Below are 16450 nucleotides of genomic sequence, written 5' to 3' on the forward strand. Positions count from 1 at the left end.
GCATTCGCTAGTTGCGATGCGGATATCCGTTGTGGTGCACGACGTCTATCTGTTCGTCGGAAAGCCGCTGTCCGTCGTCATCGACAAAAGCCACACCCACCGGCTTTCCCGTACGGCGATCGAGCCGTTCCGTGGAAGGCCCGGACGGCCACGGCAGGTTGGCGTCACCCCACAGCTGCAAGCCGCCGATGACGACGTGCAGTTGCCGCCCGGCCTCGGTCAGGTGGTACTCGTGCCGGGCCCGGGCGCCCGCCTCCTGGTAGCTGCGCTTGTCCATCACGCCGTACTCGACCAGGGTGTTGAGCCGGTCGGTGAGCACGTCGGCGCCGAGGCCCAGCGACTCCCGGAACGCCTCGAACCTGGTCAGCCCGCTGAGCGCATCGCGGACGATCAGCAGTGTCCAGCGCTCGCCGAGCACGGCCAGACTCCGCGCCACCGAGCAGCTGACCCCGGCGAACTTGGCGATGGTCATATTTCCCCCTGGTGCTCCCTGGGCGATCGATCGGCCCACGATAACCACTGGATTGTTTTTTACAACTCAGATGAGCCGTCCGCCACAACACCGCCGATCAGGACCGCCGCGATGCTAGGTTGTGTTTTCCAATCCAGCATAGGAGGGTCATCATGACCAGCATCAAAGACGCCGTAGTGGTCGTGACCGGTGCCAACGGCGGCCTCGGTCAGGAGTTCGTCAAGCAGGCACTCGACCGAGGCGCCGCCAAGGTCTACGCCACCGCCCGCACCCCACGGGACTGGAACGACGACCGGGTGGTCGCCCTCCCCCTCGACGTCACCGACGCCGGCTCGATCGCGGCCGCGGTCGAGGCCGCCCAGGACGCCACCATCGTCATCAACAACGCCGGCATCTACACCCACGGCGACACCATCACCGGCACCCCGATCGAGCGGATCCGGGAGATCTTCGAAACCAACTTCTTCGGCGCCGTCCTGGTCAACCGCGGCTTCGCCCCGGTGCTCGGCGCCAACGGCGGCGGCGCCTTCCTCGACGTGCACTCGGTCCTGAGCTGGCTCGGCGTCGCCGGCGGCTACAGCGCCGCCAAGGCCGCCTTCTGGTCGGCCACCAACTCGTTCCGTGTCGAACTCGCCGCCCAGAACACCCAGGTCGTCGGCCTGCACCTGGGCTACACCGACACCCCGATGATCTCCATGGTCACCGACGACAAAAACGACCCGGCCGACATCGTGCGCGCCGGCCTGGACGGCCTCGAGAACGGCGAGCACGAGGTCCTGGCCGACGACCGGGCGATCGCCGTCAAGGCCGCCCTCTCCGGCAGCATCGCCGACCTGTACGGCCTGCCCGGCGGCGAATGAGCCCACCTGCCCGGCCGCCTCGGCCGGGTCGTCGTCGAGCGCCGGCCCGCGCCGCGGGCTCGCCCGGCGTCACCGGAGCGGCGGCCACCTCGTCCGATAAGATCCGCATCGCGGCCCAGCCGTAACCGTATTCGGCCGCACGCCACCATGCCCGGGTCCCGTTGCCGGCGATCATCACCGGCGGCATCGGATCACCCGGCGCCAGGGCGACCTCCAGGCAGTCACCCGGTCGGTCGGCTCACCACACAACAGGCCGGGCAGCGAGCAATCAGGCCGACCGCGAAACCAACTGGGCTGCATGGTCGATGGTGGGCCTGGTATCACCGGCGAAACACCTGTTCTCCCTGGATGACCACATCCGGATCCGCCAGCACCTGGCCACCGGCAGTGCTGGCGGCGAACTCGACCAAGCCGTCATCGGTAAGCCCTGCGCCCCGGCCACGGCTATCTCGGTTCGCTTCGTTTCGCCGAGATTCAGCGGCGTGCGACGGGGCACCTGTAGCGTCATGACATCGACGAGCACCTCTGTCACGAAACCGCATCTGCTCATCGTCACACCGGGAAAGCGGAATTTCCGCGAATACCTGCTCCGGTCGGTAGCCACGCAGTACCGAGTACACCTGCTGCACCACGCCGAACCCAGCTGGGAGCGGCAGTACCTGGACGACTGGACGGTCGTCGACGACCTGACCGACGAGCCCGCCGTCGAGGCGCTCATGGCCAAGGTGGCCGAGGCTGACCCCTTCGACGGCGTGCTCTGCTGGGACGAGTCGTGGATCATGCTGGCGGCCCGCCTCGCCCGCACCTTCGGCCTGCCCGGCGGTGACGTCGAGGCGATCAACCGGTGCCGTGACAAACATCTGACCCGGGAGGCGCTGAGCGCCGAGGGCGTGCCGCAGCCGCGCTCGGCGGCGGTCACCAGGGTGGACGAAGCCGTCCGGGTGGCCGCGGAGTTCGGTTATCCGGTGGTCGTCAAACCGCGAGCGCTCGCCGGCAGCCTGGGCGTGGTCAAGGTCGCCTCGGAAGCCGAGACCCGGGCCTCGTTCGCGTTCGCCCGGGCCAGCCAGAGTCTGATTCCCGAGATGCCGCAGCAGGACGCGAGCACCCTGATCGAGGAATACATCGACGGCCCCGAGATCAGTATCGACGCGGCAGTCGTGAACGGCGAGGTCCACGTGCTCTGCATCGCCCGCAAACAGGTCGGTTTCGAGCCGCATTTCGAGGAGACCGGCCACGTAGTCGACGGCCACGATCCGCTGCTTACCGACCCGGTGGTGATCGGCGTGCTGCGCGACACCCATGCGGCGCTCGGTTTCCGGCACGGTATCACCCACACCGAGCTGCGACTGGATCGCCGCGGCCCGCAGGTGATCGAGGTCAACGCGCGGATCGGCGGTGACCTCATCCCCTATCTCGGCCTGCGCAGCGGCGGTCCCGACGTCGGCTTGGTCGCGGCGGCGGTGGCGTGCGGGCGGGCGCCGCTGCCCGGACCGTCGGGCGAGCGGCGGGTCGCCGCCATCCGCTACTTCTATCCTCCGCACGACGCGACCGTCATCGACGAGGTGACGTTCGACGGTGCCCGGCTGCCCGCGGCGATCGACCGGGCCGAGGCGCTCGCCGCGCACGGTGACGTCAAGTCGCCACCACCGAACGGCCTCATGGTCGGCCGGGTCGCCCTCGCCGTTGCCGTCGCCGGCAGCCACCAGGAGTGCGCGGCGGCCCTGGACCGCGCCGGGGCGGCGCTGACCGTCACCGAGATCGAACACCGCTGAGCAGACACGAAGGCGCCCGTGGCCGTGGCCACGGGCGCCTTCTTCGGCGTTCAGAGGGCGGCGCGGATGCCCGCGGCCAGCCGGTCGGTGAGCGTGTCGACCTCGGCCGCGGTGATGATCAGTGGCGGCGTCAGCAGCACCAGATCGCCGCAGAGGGCCACCAGCAGACCGCTGTCGCGGCACGCATCCTTGATCGTGGTCATCGTCGCGCCGTCGGTTCCGGCCAGCTCGACCGCGATCATCAGGCCGCGCCCGTGCACGCCGGTGATGATCGGTAGCTCGGTGGCCAGCTTCTGCACGGCCGTCATCAGCTGCGCCCCGCGCTCGACCACGTTGTCGAAGATCTTTCCGTCGGCGAACGCGGTCAGCACGGCGTCGGCCGCGGCCAGCGCCAGCGGGTGCCCGTCGCAGGTCGACCCGTGCGGGAAGACGACGTCGCTGTCGAGTGCGCGAGTGGCGATCTCCTGATTGACGGCGATCGCCGACAGCGGCATGTAGCCGGCGGTGATGCCCTTGCTCAGCAGGATCATGTCGGGCTCCAGGCCGAGGCGACCCGACACGGTCAACGTTCCGGTGCGCCCGAACCCGGTGGTGACCTCGTCCACGATCAGGTGGATCCCCCGCTCGCGGCACACCTTCTGCACCTGCTGCAGGTAGCTCGCGGACAGTTCGACGAAGCCGGTGCCCAGGATCGGCTCCAGCAGCACGGCGGTGATGCGGTCGGACCCGACCCGCTCGATGGTCGACAGCAGCTGCTCGATGTCGCCGGCCGCGACGTGGTGCACGTCGCGGACCGTGCGGCCCTCGATCGCATGCAGCGGCTTCTCTCCGGTCAGGCCGCTGGCCAGCCCGCCGATGCCGTGGTAGCCGTCCCACAGGGCGATCACGTCACGCCGCTGGGGTTCGTCGTGGCGGCGCACGAAGCGCGACAGCATGACGGCACCCTCGACGGCCTGCGCCCCGGTCGTGCAGAACCGGACCTGGGTGATGGTGTCCGGCAGCGCGGCGACCAGCCGTTCGGCGTAGTCGAGCGCGATCTGTGGGGGCTGCTCGAAGCGAATCATCTGTCCGACGCCGAGCTGCTGGAGCTGCCCGGTGATCGCGTCCGCGACCGGCCGGTAGCCGTAGCCGAGGGCGGCGTTCCAGAGCATCGAGCGGGCGTCCAGGTACTCGCGGCCGGACACGTCGCGCAGGAAGACGCCGTGTCCGGACACCAGCGCCCGCTGCTGATACGCCGGGTCGATGCGCGAGGTCAGGGTGCTGAACCACAGGGCGGGCGCCTGGGTACGTACTGCTTCGGCGGTCATGGTGCTCCTTAGCTCGGGGTGTGGGATCAGACGTGGGCGAGCTGGTCGCCGGGCCGGTAGCCGTAGCGGGCCAGCAGGGGCGCGCACTGCCGCTCGGCGTCGGCGATGGCGGTGAAAGCGGTGCGCACAAGGGCGGGGCGCGGGCGGCCACGCTTGGCCGAGTCGGCGGCGAAGTGCAGTGACATGGGCAGGTTCGACCACGTGATCAGCGCCTGCTCGACGCTCTCGCGGTCGTCGTCGCCGAGGTCATGGCCGTCGAGCAGGTGGGTGTAACGGAAGATGTGGTGCTGGGCGGCGGCCCACAGATCGTCGATGTGCCGTTCCCGCTGGGGGTTTTCCGCCAGAGCGCAGAAGAAGTCGGTCAGGTAGGCGAGGACCTCGGTCAGGCCGGTGTTCCAGCTCGGCGGCGCGGGCATCTGCGGCTGCCGGTCCGCTTCCTCGGGGGCGACCCAGAGGAAACGGTGGTCGTCCGGGACGACGGTGGTGTCACCGAAGGCGTGCGTCAGGCGCAACAGCTGCTCCGGCTCGAGGTCGTTCGGCGCGGTCATCGCCCGGCTGAGCTCGGTGGTCGTGATCCGGCCACGGAACGGGTGCTGCTGCCCGCCCGGCAGCAGAGCGGTGAAGGCGTCGTCGACCTCCCAGTGGTCGCCGTCGCACGCGACGACCCGGACCAGGTGCGGGGCGCTGTCCGCGGCGTCGGCCAGTGACCAGGGCATCGAGCCGGCATAGGTGACGACCAGGACGGAGCCGTCGCGGCCCGACTGCTCACGCAACCGGCGGGCCAGGGTCGCGGTGTCGGAGGCGGTGCGGTAGAACAGGCGGCGCCCGTCGCTGAGATGGCCGAGCGAGTGGCGGTGATGGGAGAAGGCGAGCAGCCCGTGGGGCTCGTCGGTGCGTACCGCGAGGCGCACCGAACGCGCGACCCGGCCCCGCGGGTCGGCCTCGGTCGCGCCGAGGTAGGTCACGAGGTTGACCGTCAGACAGGTCCCCTGGGATTCGTGGGTGCGCACGGTCGCCTCGACGCTCATCGGGTCACCTCGGCACCCTCGCTGACCACGTCGACGAGGTCGGACACCTTGTACATCACCTTGCCGACGAAGATGTCGTCCGGCAGGGTGACGTCGAGTTCGTCCTCGAGCTTGATGAGCATGCCGAGCAGGCCCATCGAGGTGATGCGTAGCAGCGAACCGTTGAGCGGCTCGTCGTCGGCGATCTGCTGCGCTCCGATCGACAGGCGCGATTCGCGCACGACCAGCCGCTTGACGGCGTCGGTGACGGCTTGCCGGTCGGGAACGCGGGTCGTTTCTGACACGGGGACTCCTCCATCGCGGTGGTTCTCGGGGACGGTGCTTGTCGGCTCACGACTTGTTCGCCCGGACGGTGTCCGGCCGGGCAGCGGTGTCTCAGGTCTGGCGGAAACGCAGGGTGCCGGCGCCGTCGACACGCCAGCTGTAGCTCATGAGGTCGGCGAGAGTGACCGGGCCGCGCACGTGCAACCGGCTGGTGCTGATGGCGATCTCGCTGCCCAGTCCGAGCGTCGGTGCGTCGTGCAGCCGCACGGAGCCGTTGACGATCACCATGGCCGCGTCGATCTGGGCGCAGTAGTGGTCGGCCACGTCGTCGTCGCCGGTGACGATGGCCTCGGTATGGGCGCTGCCGTAGCGCCGGACGTGTTTGACGGCGTCGTCGGTGTCGCCCACGGTGGATACGCACAACGTCCGGTCGAGGAACTCGCGGCCGAAGTCGCTGTCGTCGCGCGGTTCGACGGCGACGACCCGGGTCAGCTCGGCCGGCAGTGCGGCGGCCATGTCGGCGTCGACCCGAAGTTTCAAGCCGGACCCGGCAAGCTCGCCGGCGTACTTCTTGAAGGTTTGCCAGAACCGCGGCGCCACGGCGGCGTCCAGCAGGACCGTTTCCAGGGCGGTGCAGCCCTCTGGTTCGTGCAGCTTGCCGTCGAGGACGATCCGCACGGCCAGGTCCGGGTCCGCGGTGGTGTGTACGTACAGGTGGTTGACGCCGCCACCACCGACGATCATCGGGATCTTGGACAGCGAGCGGCACGCGTCGGTGAGGCTGGGGCTGCCCCGCGGGATCAGCACATCGATGGCGTCGTCCCGGGCGAGCAGCTTGCGCAGTCCGGCCCGGTCGAGGTCGTTCAGGACACGGACCATGCCGGTGGGCAGTCCCGCCTCCTGCAGCGCCTGCTCGAAGACCTCGGCCAGGGCGGCGTTGGTGGCGCCGATCTCGGACCCGCCGCGCAGCAGCACGACGTTGCCCGCGCAGACCGGCAGCAAAGCGCCGTCGATCGTGACCGACGGCCGCGACTCGTAGATCATCAGCAGCACGCCCAGCGGCCGGGCGATGCGGCGTGACCGGGTGCCGTGCGGACCGGTCACATCGCGCGACGGTGCCGCGGCCTGCTCGATCTGGGCAGGCAACTGGCCGGTCAGCGCGAACGCGGCATCGCGATGTGCATCGGTGAGCGTCATCCGGTGCAGCATCCCGTCGGGCAGCCCGCGCTCGCGGCCACGGACCACGTCCGTTCGATTGGCCGCGACGACGAACTCCCACCGCTCGCCGAGGATGCGCCGGACGGCCGCGACGAAGCGCGGGTAGGCCGGGTCACCGACCGGCGGGGCGTCGCCCAGCGTGCGTCGGCAATCGGCCAGACATTCGTCGATCGCAGTCGCGTCCATCGTGTCTCCCCAGTGTTCGCAACCCGCCTCAGCGGCCTGACGGCGGAGACATTCGCCGAGGACGACGCCGGCAAACCACGCTGTCTCTTTCCTGCACCAAACCCGGGTGGCAACTAGATACCACCGGCTTGAGTGCCTCACCGGCGGCGAACAGGATCGGTGAAGCAGTCAGGCATGTCGATGCCAACGGGCCATTGCGAAGGAGCGAACTTCGTGCAAGACGTCATCTCGAGATCTGTTCTCGTCCGCTGCGGCGACCGCTTGCCGGCCGTCGACAGCGCCTACCTCGACTGCGTGTCCGACACGCTCGCGCTGCTGCTCGCCGAGCGAGGGGTGGCCGACGTCCGCACGCCCTTCGCCGCCGACTGGCGCTTCGACCTGACCTCGGGGCCGGACGGGCGCCTCGGACCGGCCCTGCCGCCGGCCGACCAGGACCAGCTGCTGGGCCGGCGTACCGGCTGGCGGCCGCGGTGGCAGCCGACGACCGACCCGGGCGCCGACGCGCGGGCCTGGCACGCGAGGCTGACCGCCGGTACGCCGCTGGTCGTGGTCGCGGACGCCTACCACCTGCCGTGGCTGCCGTACCACGGCCACCAGCACATGGAGCACGGCTTCGTCGTCGAAGCCATCGACGCCGGTCACGACCCGATGGTGGCGGTCGTCGACCCGTACGACAACGTCACGCAGTGGGGTGCGGCGGTCCCGACCCGGACCAGCATCGCGCTCAGCGACCTGGCTGCGGCGTTGCCCGGCGGCCGTTGGGGTTTCCTCGAGCCGACGGATCCGGCTGCTGACACCGCGCAGCCGGCCGACCTGATCCTCGGCAACGCCCGGGCCATCGCCGAGGCCGGCCGCGACGGTAGCTACGACCGCTTCGTCGACCAGTACCGGGCACTGACCGAGGCCGACCTCACCCATCTCGCCCTGCAGACCTGGCTGCTGCGGCGCAGCCGGGGTCTGCACCGGCTCTGGCTCGCCGGGCTGCGGCCGGGCACGGTTGCGGCACCGGCCGCCGACCTGCTCGCCGGCGTCGAGATCGCCTGGCAGCGGGCCGGCGAGAGCGCATACGTGGCGCTGCGCCGGGTCAGCCGGGGCCGGGCGGCGCCGCCGGCCGCCCTGGACACCCTGCGGGCGGCGGCCGACGCCGAGCTCGCCGCGGCGGCGGCCCTCCTCGAGACCGAAGGCGAACTGTGATGCTGACCTACGACCGGACCCTGCTCGTGCACGACTCGGTACTCGAGGCCGCGCGCCGCAACCCCGACGGTGTCGCGCTCGTCGACGAGCACAGCGAGCCGCTCACCTACCGGGAGACCGTGGCCCGGATCGACGCGATCGCCCAGGCGATCGACGCCGCCGCCCCCGGCCGGGCACCGGTGGCCCTGCACAGCCGCAAGACGGCCGGCGCGATCCTGGCGATGCTCGGTGTGCTGCGCTCGGGCCGCGCCTACGTGCCGATCGACCCGGCCGCTCCGCTGGAGCGGCGAGCCTTCATCGTCGAGCAGGCCGGCTGCACGCTGATGGTCGCCGACACCGCGGATGCGCTCGCCGGTCTCGACCTGCCGCTGCTCGACGTCTCGCACACCCGGCCCGAGGCCGATCCGGCGTGGCGGGCGCCCGAGGTCGACCGCGACGACATCGCGTACATCCTGTTCACCTCCGGGTCGACCGGGCTGCCCAAAGGTGTGGTCATCACCCACCGCAACGCCGCCGCCTTCGTCGCCTGGGCGGCTAACGACCTACCGGTGCAGCCCGGCGATCACGTCGCGGTACACGCACCATTGCACTTCGACATCTCCGTGTACGACATCTACGTCGGCCTGGCCTGCGGCGCGACCGTGCATCCCATCCCCGAGCGGGTGGCCCTGTTCCCCGAGAGCCTGCGCCGCTTCCTCGTCGAACACCGGATAAGCCACCTGTACGCCGTCCCGTCGGCGCTGACCGCCCTGGTCCAGCGATCGGCGGTGACCGCCGGTTCACTGCCCGGGCTGACCCAGATCCTCTACGCCGGCGAGGAATTCCAGCCGAGCCCGCTGGCCGAGCTGATGGCGGCCGCGCCGAACGCGACGGTGACCAACCTCTACGGCCCGATCGAGACCAACGTCGTCACCGCCTGGACCCTGGACGGACCGCCCACCGGACGCGTCCCGCTGGGCCGGCCGATCTCCAACGTCGTACTGGCCCTGCTCGCCGACGACGGTTCGGCCGGCCTCGACGGCACCGCGACCGGGGAGATCGTCGTCGCCGGCGACTGCGTCACGCCCGGCTACCTCAATCGGCCCGAGCTCAACGAGAAGGCGTTCGTCGAGCTGAACGTCGACGCGCAGGTACGGCGCTTCTACCGCACCGGCGACCTGGCCCGCCTCGACGACGACGGGCTGCTGCAGATCCTCGGCCGGCGCGACTTCATGGTGAAGACCCGCGGTTACCGGGTGGAGCTGGGCGACGTCGAGGCGGCCGTCGACAGCTGCCCCGACGTGGCCGAGGTGGCGGTGGTCGCCGTACCCGACGACAAGATCACCCACAGCATCCACGCCGTCGTGATCGGCGCCGGAACGCCCGACCCGCAGCAGCTCGGCGCCACCGTCCTCGCGCACTGCCGCAGGAACCTGCCCGCCTACATGGTCCCCGGCGCCGTGCACGTCGTGGCCGACCTGCCCCGCACGGCCTCCGGCAAGATCGCCCGCAAACAGCTGACCGACATGGTCGCCGCCTCGGTGACCGGAGCCTCCCGATGACCGCCGTCACGCCGCGGCCGTTGCGCTCTCGCGTGCTCGACGCGGTCGCCGCGACCGTGCAGGCGAGCCCGCAACAAGTCCTGGCCGCGCCGACGCTGTTCGACCTGCCCGGCTTCGACTCGCTGGCCATCGTCACGGTGCTGGAGACGCTGGAGGACGAACTGGCCGTCGAGGTGGCGCCGGACCGGATCCTGCCCGACGCCTTCATCTCGATCGACGCGCTGACCCGGCTGCTCGACGACGCGCTGTCCGACACGCACCGCACCGCCGACCCGTCAGGAGACGACCGATGACCGCCCCCGTGCTGCTGCACGACCTGATCGACCTGCGTGCGGCCGCCACGCCGACGGCGACCGCGCTGACCCGCCACGACCGTTCCTGGACCTTCGAACAGCTCGCCGGCTGGTCGCACGATGCCGCCCACCGGCTGAGCACGGCCGGTGTCGGCCGCGGTGACCGCGTCCTGATCGTCGGTGCGAACGAGGCGAGCGTGGTCGCCCTCGCCTATGGCGCCGCCCGCATCGGCGCCGTCTTCGTGATCGTCAGCGACCAGGTCTCGCCGTTCCACCTGCGGCACATCCGCGACGACAGCGAGGCACCGATCGTGATCGCCAACGACACCGCCTGGCCGTCGGCCTCGACCCTGCCGGACACCCGCGCGTACCGGCTCGACGAGATCGCCGGCCCGGACGGCGAGACTTCGCCGGCCCGGCCGGAGCACACCCCGGCGGCCGGCATCTCCAGCGACCCGGTCTGCTTCATCTACACCTCCGGCAGCACCGGGCTGCCCAAAGCCGTCGTCTCCACCCACCGGCAGGTGCTGTTCGCCGCCACGGCGATCCAGTCCCGGCTGGGCTACCGGGCCGACGACACCGTCCTGTGCTGCCTGCCGCTCTCCTTCGACTACGGCCTCTACCAGGTGTTTCTCACCACGATCGCCGGGTCGCGCCTGGTGCTGGGCAACGACACGGACGCCGGCCCGGCACTGCTCAACCGGCTCGTCGACCAGCAGGTCACCGTGCTGCCGCTGGTGCCGAGCCTGGCCGTCACGCTGTGCCGCCTGGTCGCCCGCGGCCGACGGCAACCGTCGCAGTTGCGGATGGTTACCAACACCGGCGCCGACCTGTCCGCCGGCCAGTGCGCCCGCCTGCGCGAGGCCATCCCGGGCCTGCAGGTGTTCGCCATGTTCGGGCTGACCGAGTGCAAACGGGTCTCCATCGCCGAACCCGACCTCGACCTGACCCGGCCGGGCTCGGTCGGGCGGCCGCTGCCGGACACCGAGGTACTCATCGTCGACGAGGACGGCCGTGTGGTGCCCGCCGGGCAGCCGGGCGAGCTGGTCGTGCGCGGCCCCAATGTGATGGCCGGGTACTGGAAGTCGCCCGAGCTCAACGCCCGCCGCTACCGGCGCGACGAGTTCGGCTCGCCGATGCTGTTCACCGGTGACCGGGCCAAGGTGGACGCCGACGGCTACCTCTACTTCCTGGGCCGTGACGACGACGTCTTCAAACAGCGCGGCATACGCCTGAGCACCACCGAGATCGAGGCGGCGGCGCTGGACGTCCCCGGGGTGGAGATGGCCGCGGCGCTGCCCGGGCGCGACGGCCGGGACGCGCGGCTGGCCGTCTGCACCAAGCTGGAACTGCCGGAACTGACCGAGGCGCTCCGAGCGCGGCTCGGCGACCAGAAGATGCCGCCCGTGGTCCGCATCGTCGACCGCCTGCCCCTGGGCGTGAACGGCAAGGTGGACAAGAAGGTCCTCGCCGCCGGCTGGGACACGGCCGACGCTGACGCGCGGGTCTCGGCGGGGGCGCCGGCATGAACCTCACCGCGATCGCCGAGCAGTACGGCACCCCCGCCTACGTCTACGACCTGGCCGCCATCCGGGCCGCGCACGCCGACCTGACCGCCATGCTGCCCGCGTCGGCGAAGCTGTACTACTCGCTCAAGGCCAACCCGCACCCGCTCGTGGTCGAGCAGCTGTACCGGCTCGGCTGTCACGCCGAGGTCAGCTCGGCCGGTGAGATCGACGCCGCGCTGGCCGCCGGCGTGCACGCCGAGCACATCCTGCTCACCGCCCCGGGCAAGAGCACCGCCACCGTCCGGCACGCGTTGCGACACGGCATCCGCCGTTTCTCGCTGGACTCCCCGGTGGACCTGCGGCGGGTCGCAGCGCTGGCCGAGCAGGCCGGCACCGACGTGCGCTGCCTGCTGCGGGTCAACGCCGACCAGCCGGTCGCCGGTCTGGGCCTGACCATGACCGGGGCGCCGTCCGCGTTCGGCGCCGACGCCTCCTGGATCGAGGCCGACCCGGCGCAGTTCCGCGGCGGCGGCCGGGTCCGGATCGAAGGCCTGCACCTGTACATGGGTACGAACATCACCGACGAGGACGCGCTGGTCGCCCAGTTCGACACCGCCGCGGCCACCGCCGAGCGGCTGCGCCCGGTGCTGGGTGAGCTGATCGAGGTCGATCTGGGCGGCGGGTTCGGCGCGCCGTACGCGCACGAGGGTTCGCGGGCGCTCTGGCCGTCGCTGCGCCCGCGGATCGAGCAGGTGCTCGACCGCCGGCTGGCCGGCTGGCGCGACGCGCACCCGGCGGTGGCCTTCGAGTCGGGCCGATACCTGGCCGGCTCGAGTGGCTCGCTGCTGTGCGGCGTGGTCGACGTGAAGAGCTCCAAGGGCAAGACCTTCGTGGTCCTGGACACCGGCATCAACCACCTCGGCGGCATGGCCGGGCTGCGGCGGCTGCCTCCGCTGCGCCCCGCGCTGGTCGCGGCCGACCGGCCCAGCGGGCGGCCCCAGGTACGCACGACCGTCGTGGGTCCGCTCTGCACGCCGCTGGACACCTTCCTGCGCGAAGCCGACTTCCCCGAGGTCCGCCCCGGCGAACTGCTCGTGGTCCCCAACGTCGGGGCCTACGGCCTGACCGCGAGCCTGCTCGGCTTTCTCGGTCATCCCACACCGGTCGAGATCGTCTGTGACGGCGACACCGTCCGCGACGTCTCCCACCTGGTCCTGGGCCGCGTGCCCGGCCCTCACGACACCGCCGTGCGCACTGATCCCGCCCTCGGTTCACTCGTCTGATCCCTCTCGACCCCGTCCGACCCCCTCTCGAAAGGTCTCACCATGAACCCGATCGTCGAAGACGTCCTGCGCCGCCACCTCAGCTACCTGCCCGCCGACGCGCCGCTGGAGCCCGACGCCGACCTCAAGGACCTCGGCCTGGACTCGATGAAGGCGGTGGAGCTGGTCTTCGATCTGGAGGACGAGCTCGGCGTCGCTCTGCCGGACGAGATGATGAACGCCAAGACGTTCAGCACCCCCGCCGATCTCGAGGCCGCGCTCGGCGTCGGCGAGAAGCTCCCGGTGCAGTGACCATGGGCGTCGACACCACGGCCGCACCTGCGGCCACGACGACATTGCGCGAGCGCGCCGAGGCGGTCCTGCCGACCCTGCGCGAGTGCGCCGCGGCCGTCGACACCGAGGCCAGGTTTCCCACCAAGGGGCTGGCGGCGCTGCGCGGCAGCGGGCTGCTCGGCCTGCTGGTGCCGGTCGAGTACGGCGGTCTCGGCGGCGATCTGCACGACCTCGCCGAGCTCGCCGACCTGATGGGCGGCTACTGCCTGTCCACGGCGATGATCTGGGCGATGCACTGCCAGCAGGTGGCGGCGATCGTCGAGTGCGCCGGACCGCACCTGCGGGCGAGCCTTCTCCCCCAGATCGCCCGGGGCGAGGTCTACATCGCCTCGGTCACCAGTGAGAAGGGCAAGGGCGGGCACCTGCTCAGCGCACAGGACGCCCTGCAGCGCAGCGACGGGCACCTGCACCTGCACCGGGACGCACCGATCGTCACCGGTGGCCTGCACGCCGACGGGTTCCTGATCACCATGCGCGACCTGCCCGACGCCCCGCCCGGCAAGGTCTCGCTGGTGTACGCACCACGGACCGCGCTGACGGTCACGACCAGCGGCTCGTGGAACCCGATGGGCATGCGCGGCACGCACAGCATCGCCATGGTGCTGGACGGAACCGTCGAGCCCACGAACATCGTCGGGGAGCCGGGCGGCTTTCAGCGGGTCGCGGTGAGCACGTTCGCGCCCGTCGGGCACGTCGCCTGGGCCTCCTGCTGGCTCGGTGCGGCCCGCGGCGCGCTGCGCGACGTGTTGCACCTGATGCGCAGCCCGGCCGGCCGCAAGCAGTTCGCGCTCGACTCGGAGCTGCTGCGGGCTCGCATCGCCCGGGCGCGCATCGACCTGGACACCATGGCGGCGCTGCTGGCGCAGTGCATCCGCGACGCCCAGGACACCGCCGCCATCGAAGAGATCCCGGTTCAGCTACGGCTCAACGCGCTCAAGGTGTACACGGCCGAACGCAGCTTCGCGGTGGTGAACAACTTGACCGAGATCGTCGGCCTGCGGCACGGCTACATGCGCGACGCACCGCTCGGCTTGGAGCGGGTGCTGCGCGACCTGCGCTCGGCGAGCCTCAACTACGCCAACGACCGGCTGATCGCCGCCAACGGGGCGATGGCGCTGCTCGACAACGGGGTGCACCTTGCGTACTGAATCGGCGGTCTGCTCTTTCGTCGACGTGGTCGACGGTTTCGCACCGGTGGCGATCGCGGTCCGGGAGGGCGCTTGGTCCCCCGACCCGGACCTGGTGGCACCGGGTGAGCACGCCGAGGCGGCGGTCATGGGTCACAGCCGGGGCGAGGAGTTCCGGCGGGGCCGGGCCCTGCTGCGCGAACTCGCCCGCGAGGTGCTGGGCCTGGCGCCGCAGCAGATCCGGGTGCTGGTCGCCGGCACCGGGGCTATCTCGCTCGCCGGTCACGACGCCGGGGTGTCGATCTCGCACACGCAGGTGCACACCGCGGCGGCCGTATGGCCGGCCGGCCGGGTCGGCATCGACGTCGAGCCGGCACCGGCCGAGGTCAGCGCGCAGCTGCTCCGCCGCTGCTGCGGTCCCTGGGCCGACCGGCTGGCCGCGCTGGCGCCCGCGGAACGCAGCGCCGCCTTCGCCCGGGTGTGGACGGTCCAGGAAGCCTGCGTCAAGGTGACCGGTCTCGGCCTGGCCGGTGCCCCCTGGCGCATCCCCGTCGACCCCTGGTCCACCCGCGGCCGCTGGGGGGCGGTGCGGTGGAGCGTCCACCCGGAGTGGGCGCCCGCGGCGCTCGCCGTCGCCGCGCAACCGCACGATCACCGCAGCCGTCGCCCTTCGCGCAGCAAGTGAACAGGAGACCCCGTGAGCATCCCGACGCATTGGTACAACATCCTCGCCGACCTCGACTTCGAGCTGCCGCCGGACGTCGCAGCGCCGGGCGTGACCGGCAGCCAGGGCATCGATCCGCAACTGCCGCTCGGCCTGATCCGCCAGGAGCTGTCGCGCCAGCCGCTGATCGCCATCCCGGAGCAGGTGCGCACCGGCTACGAACAATGGCGGCCCACGATGCTGCGCCGGGCGACGAGCCTGGAGAAGGCGCTGGGCACCGGTGCGCAGATCTTTTTCAAGTACGAGGGCGGTAACCTCACCGGCAGTCACAAGCTCAACACCGCACTCGCGCAGGCGTACTACTACAAGGCGGCCGGCGCGAAGAAACTGATCGTGGCCACCGGCGCCGGGCAGTGGGGCACCGCGGTCGCCGCCGCGTGCCAGGCGTTCGGGCTGCAGTGCCAGGTGTTCATGGTGCGCAGCAGCCTGGAAGGCAAACCGTATCGGCGCACCCTGATGGAGCTGCTGGGCGCGACCGTGACCGCCAGCCCGAGCACCGGGACGGCGATCGGCCGCCGCTTCCTGGCCGAGGGCGACAAGGGCGGCACGCTCTCGATCGCGCTCGGTGAGGCGCTGGAGGCCGCCGGCGAGCCCGGGGTCCGCTTCTGCGCGGGCAGTGGTGAGACCTACTCGTTGCTGCACCAGACCGTCATCGGCTTGGAGAGCGCCGAGGAGATGAAGGCGCAGGGCGCCTGGCCGGACGTGGTGATCGCGGGTCTCGGCGCGGGCAGCAACTTCGGCGGGATGGCCTTCCCGTTCCTGCGCGAGAACCTGACCGCGGGCGGCCGGATCCGCGCGGTGTCGGTCGAACCGGCGGCCTGCCCCAAGCTGACCCGTGGGCGCTACGCCTACGACTTCACCGACAGCTCCGAGCAGACTCCGATGCAGAAGATGTACACGCTCGGCTACAAGTTCACCCCGCCCGCGATGCATGCCGGCGGTCTGCGCTACCACGGCACGGCGAAAATCATCAGCGCGCTCTACGACCGGGGCCTGATCGAGGCCGCCGCCTACCAGCAGCGTGACATCTTCGCCTCGGCGAAGCTGTTCACCGCCCAGGAGGGCATCGTCCCGGCGCCCGAGAGCGCGCACGCGGTGCACGGCGCGATCGTCGAGGCCCGGCGCGCCGACGAGCGCGGTGAGCACCCGACGATCCTGTTCGCCCTCAGCGGGCACGGCCTGTTCGACATGGGCGCCTACCGGGCGTTCATGGACGGGCAGATGCCCGAGGAGATCATCCCGTCCGAGGCCATCGAGCTGTCGCTGGCCCAGCTTCCGCCGCAGCCGGACGCGGCCACTCTGCAGAGCGTGGCCTCGTAGGTCACGACGGTGAAGGAGAA

Annotated in this window: 16 protein-coding genes; 11 read left to right on the top strand and 5 right to left on the bottom strand. The window is 71.1% G+C overall.

Annotated elements, in window-relative coordinates; translation table 11 throughout:
* Nucleotides 1–7: 7 nt before the first annotated feature.
* Complete coding sequence (locus ACSHV8_RS24755) at nucleotides 8–472, bottom strand: winged helix-turn-helix transcriptional regulator (RefSeq protein ID WP_436536169.1); 465 nt, start codon at nucleotides 470–472, stop codon at nucleotides 8–10.
* A gap of 152 nt (nucleotides 473–624) precedes the next feature.
* Here ACSHV8_RS24755 and ACSHV8_RS24760 point away from each other — a divergent pair, with 152 nt between their 5' ends.
* Nucleotides 625–1332 carry an SDR family oxidoreductase gene (locus ACSHV8_RS24760; protein ID WP_436536171.1) on the top strand — a complete coding sequence of 236 codons (708 nt, stop codon included), beginning with the start codon at nucleotides 625–627 and terminating at the stop codon, nucleotides 1330–1332.
* A 506-nt stretch (nucleotides 1333–1838) separates the two neighbouring features.
* Nucleotides 1839–3104, top strand: coding sequence for an ATP-grasp domain-containing protein (locus ACSHV8_RS24765; protein ID WP_436536173.1), 1266 nt, complete (start codon nucleotides 1839–1841; stop codon nucleotides 3102–3104).
* A gap of 50 nt (nucleotides 3105–3154) precedes the next feature.
* Here the strand turns inward: ACSHV8_RS24765 and ACSHV8_RS24770 are convergent, their stop codons facing one another.
* From ACSHV8_RS24770 to ACSHV8_RS24785, 4 genes are all read right to left on the bottom strand, one after another.
* A complete protein-coding gene (locus ACSHV8_RS24770) occupies nucleotides 3155–4411 on the bottom strand; it encodes an aminotransferase class III-fold pyridoxal phosphate-dependent enzyme (protein WP_436536175.1) in 1257 nt (418 codons plus the stop codon).
* Between the two features lie 26 nt (nucleotides 4412–4437).
* Nucleotides 4438–5439 (bottom strand): hypothetical protein, encoded by a 1002-nt coding sequence (locus ACSHV8_RS24775; RefSeq protein WP_436536177.1) that lies wholly within the window; start codon nucleotides 5437–5439, stop codon nucleotides 4438–4440.
* The gene (locus ACSHV8_RS24780; protein ID WP_436536179.1) at nucleotides 5436–5723 is read right to left on the bottom strand and encodes an acyl carrier protein; all 288 of its coding nucleotides are present in this window, start codon (nucleotides 5721–5723) and stop codon (nucleotides 5436–5438) included. Before ACSHV8_RS24780 ends, ACSHV8_RS24775 begins: the two co-directional genes overlap by 4 nt.
* A 91-nt stretch (nucleotides 5724–5814) precedes the next feature.
* Complete coding sequence (locus tag ACSHV8_RS24785; RefSeq protein WP_436536181.1) at nucleotides 5815–7107, bottom strand: glutamate-5-semialdehyde dehydrogenase; 1293 nt, start codon at nucleotides 7105–7107, stop codon at nucleotides 5815–5817.
* 213 nt (nucleotides 7108–7320) lie between these two features.
* Between ACSHV8_RS24785 and ACSHV8_RS24790 the strand changes: the two genes are divergently transcribed.
* Genes ACSHV8_RS24790 through ACSHV8_RS24830 form a run of 9 tightly spaced genes read left to right on the top strand, consistent with a single transcriptional unit; the run spans nucleotide 7321 to nucleotide 16430 of the window.
* Nucleotides 7321–8301, top strand: coding sequence for a hypothetical protein (locus ACSHV8_RS24790; RefSeq protein WP_436536183.1), 981 nt, complete (start codon nucleotides 7321–7323; stop codon nucleotides 8299–8301).
* A complete protein-coding gene (locus ACSHV8_RS24795; RefSeq protein ID WP_436536185.1) occupies nucleotides 8301–9842 on the top strand; it encodes an amino acid adenylation domain-containing protein in 1542 nt (513 codons plus the stop codon). The genes ACSHV8_RS24790 and ACSHV8_RS24795 overlap by 1 nt, the downstream gene beginning before the upstream one ends.
* Complete coding sequence (locus ACSHV8_RS24800; protein ID WP_436536187.1) at nucleotides 9839–10135, top strand: phosphopantetheine-binding protein; 297 nt, start codon at nucleotides 9839–9841, stop codon at nucleotides 10133–10135. Before ACSHV8_RS24795 ends, ACSHV8_RS24800 begins: the two co-directional genes overlap by 4 nt.
* Nucleotides 10132–11664: a class I adenylate-forming enzyme family protein gene (locus ACSHV8_RS24805; protein ID WP_436536189.1), complete on the top strand. Its 1533-nt coding sequence runs from the start codon at nucleotides 10132–10134 to the stop codon at nucleotides 11662–11664. Before ACSHV8_RS24800 ends, ACSHV8_RS24805 begins: the two co-directional genes overlap by 4 nt.
* Nucleotides 11661–12926, top strand: coding sequence for a type III PLP-dependent enzyme (locus tag ACSHV8_RS24810; RefSeq protein ID WP_436536191.1), 1266 nt, complete (start codon nucleotides 11661–11663; stop codon nucleotides 12924–12926). The genes ACSHV8_RS24805 and ACSHV8_RS24810 overlap by 4 nt, the downstream gene beginning before the upstream one ends.
* A 42-nt stretch (nucleotides 12927–12968) precedes the next feature.
* On the top strand, nucleotides 12969–13217 hold the full coding sequence (locus ACSHV8_RS24815) for an acyl carrier protein (protein ID WP_436536193.1): 249 nt from the start codon (nucleotides 12969–12971) through the stop codon (nucleotides 13215–13217).
* Nucleotides 13218–13219: 2 nt separating this feature from the next.
* The gene (locus ACSHV8_RS24820) at nucleotides 13220–14407 is read left to right on the top strand and encodes an acyl-CoA dehydrogenase family protein (RefSeq protein WP_436536195.1); all 1188 of its coding nucleotides are present in this window, start codon (nucleotides 13220–13222) and stop codon (nucleotides 14405–14407) included.
* On the top strand, nucleotides 14397–15071 hold the full coding sequence (locus ACSHV8_RS24825) for a 4'-phosphopantetheinyl transferase family protein (protein ID WP_436536198.1): 675 nt from the start codon (nucleotides 14397–14399) through the stop codon (nucleotides 15069–15071). Before ACSHV8_RS24820 ends, ACSHV8_RS24825 begins: the two co-directional genes overlap by 11 nt.
* 12 nt (nucleotides 15072–15083) lie before the next feature.
* A complete protein-coding gene (locus ACSHV8_RS24830) occupies nucleotides 15084–16430 on the top strand; it encodes a TrpB-like pyridoxal phosphate-dependent enzyme (RefSeq protein WP_436536200.1) in 1347 nt (448 codons plus the stop codon).
* Nucleotides 16431–16450: the final 20 nt, after the last annotated feature.

Source organism: Actinoplanes sp. HUAS TT8 (assembly GCF_051380535.1).
Taxonomy (GTDB): Bacteria; Actinomycetota; Actinomycetes; order Mycobacteriales; family Micromonosporaceae; genus Actinoplanes.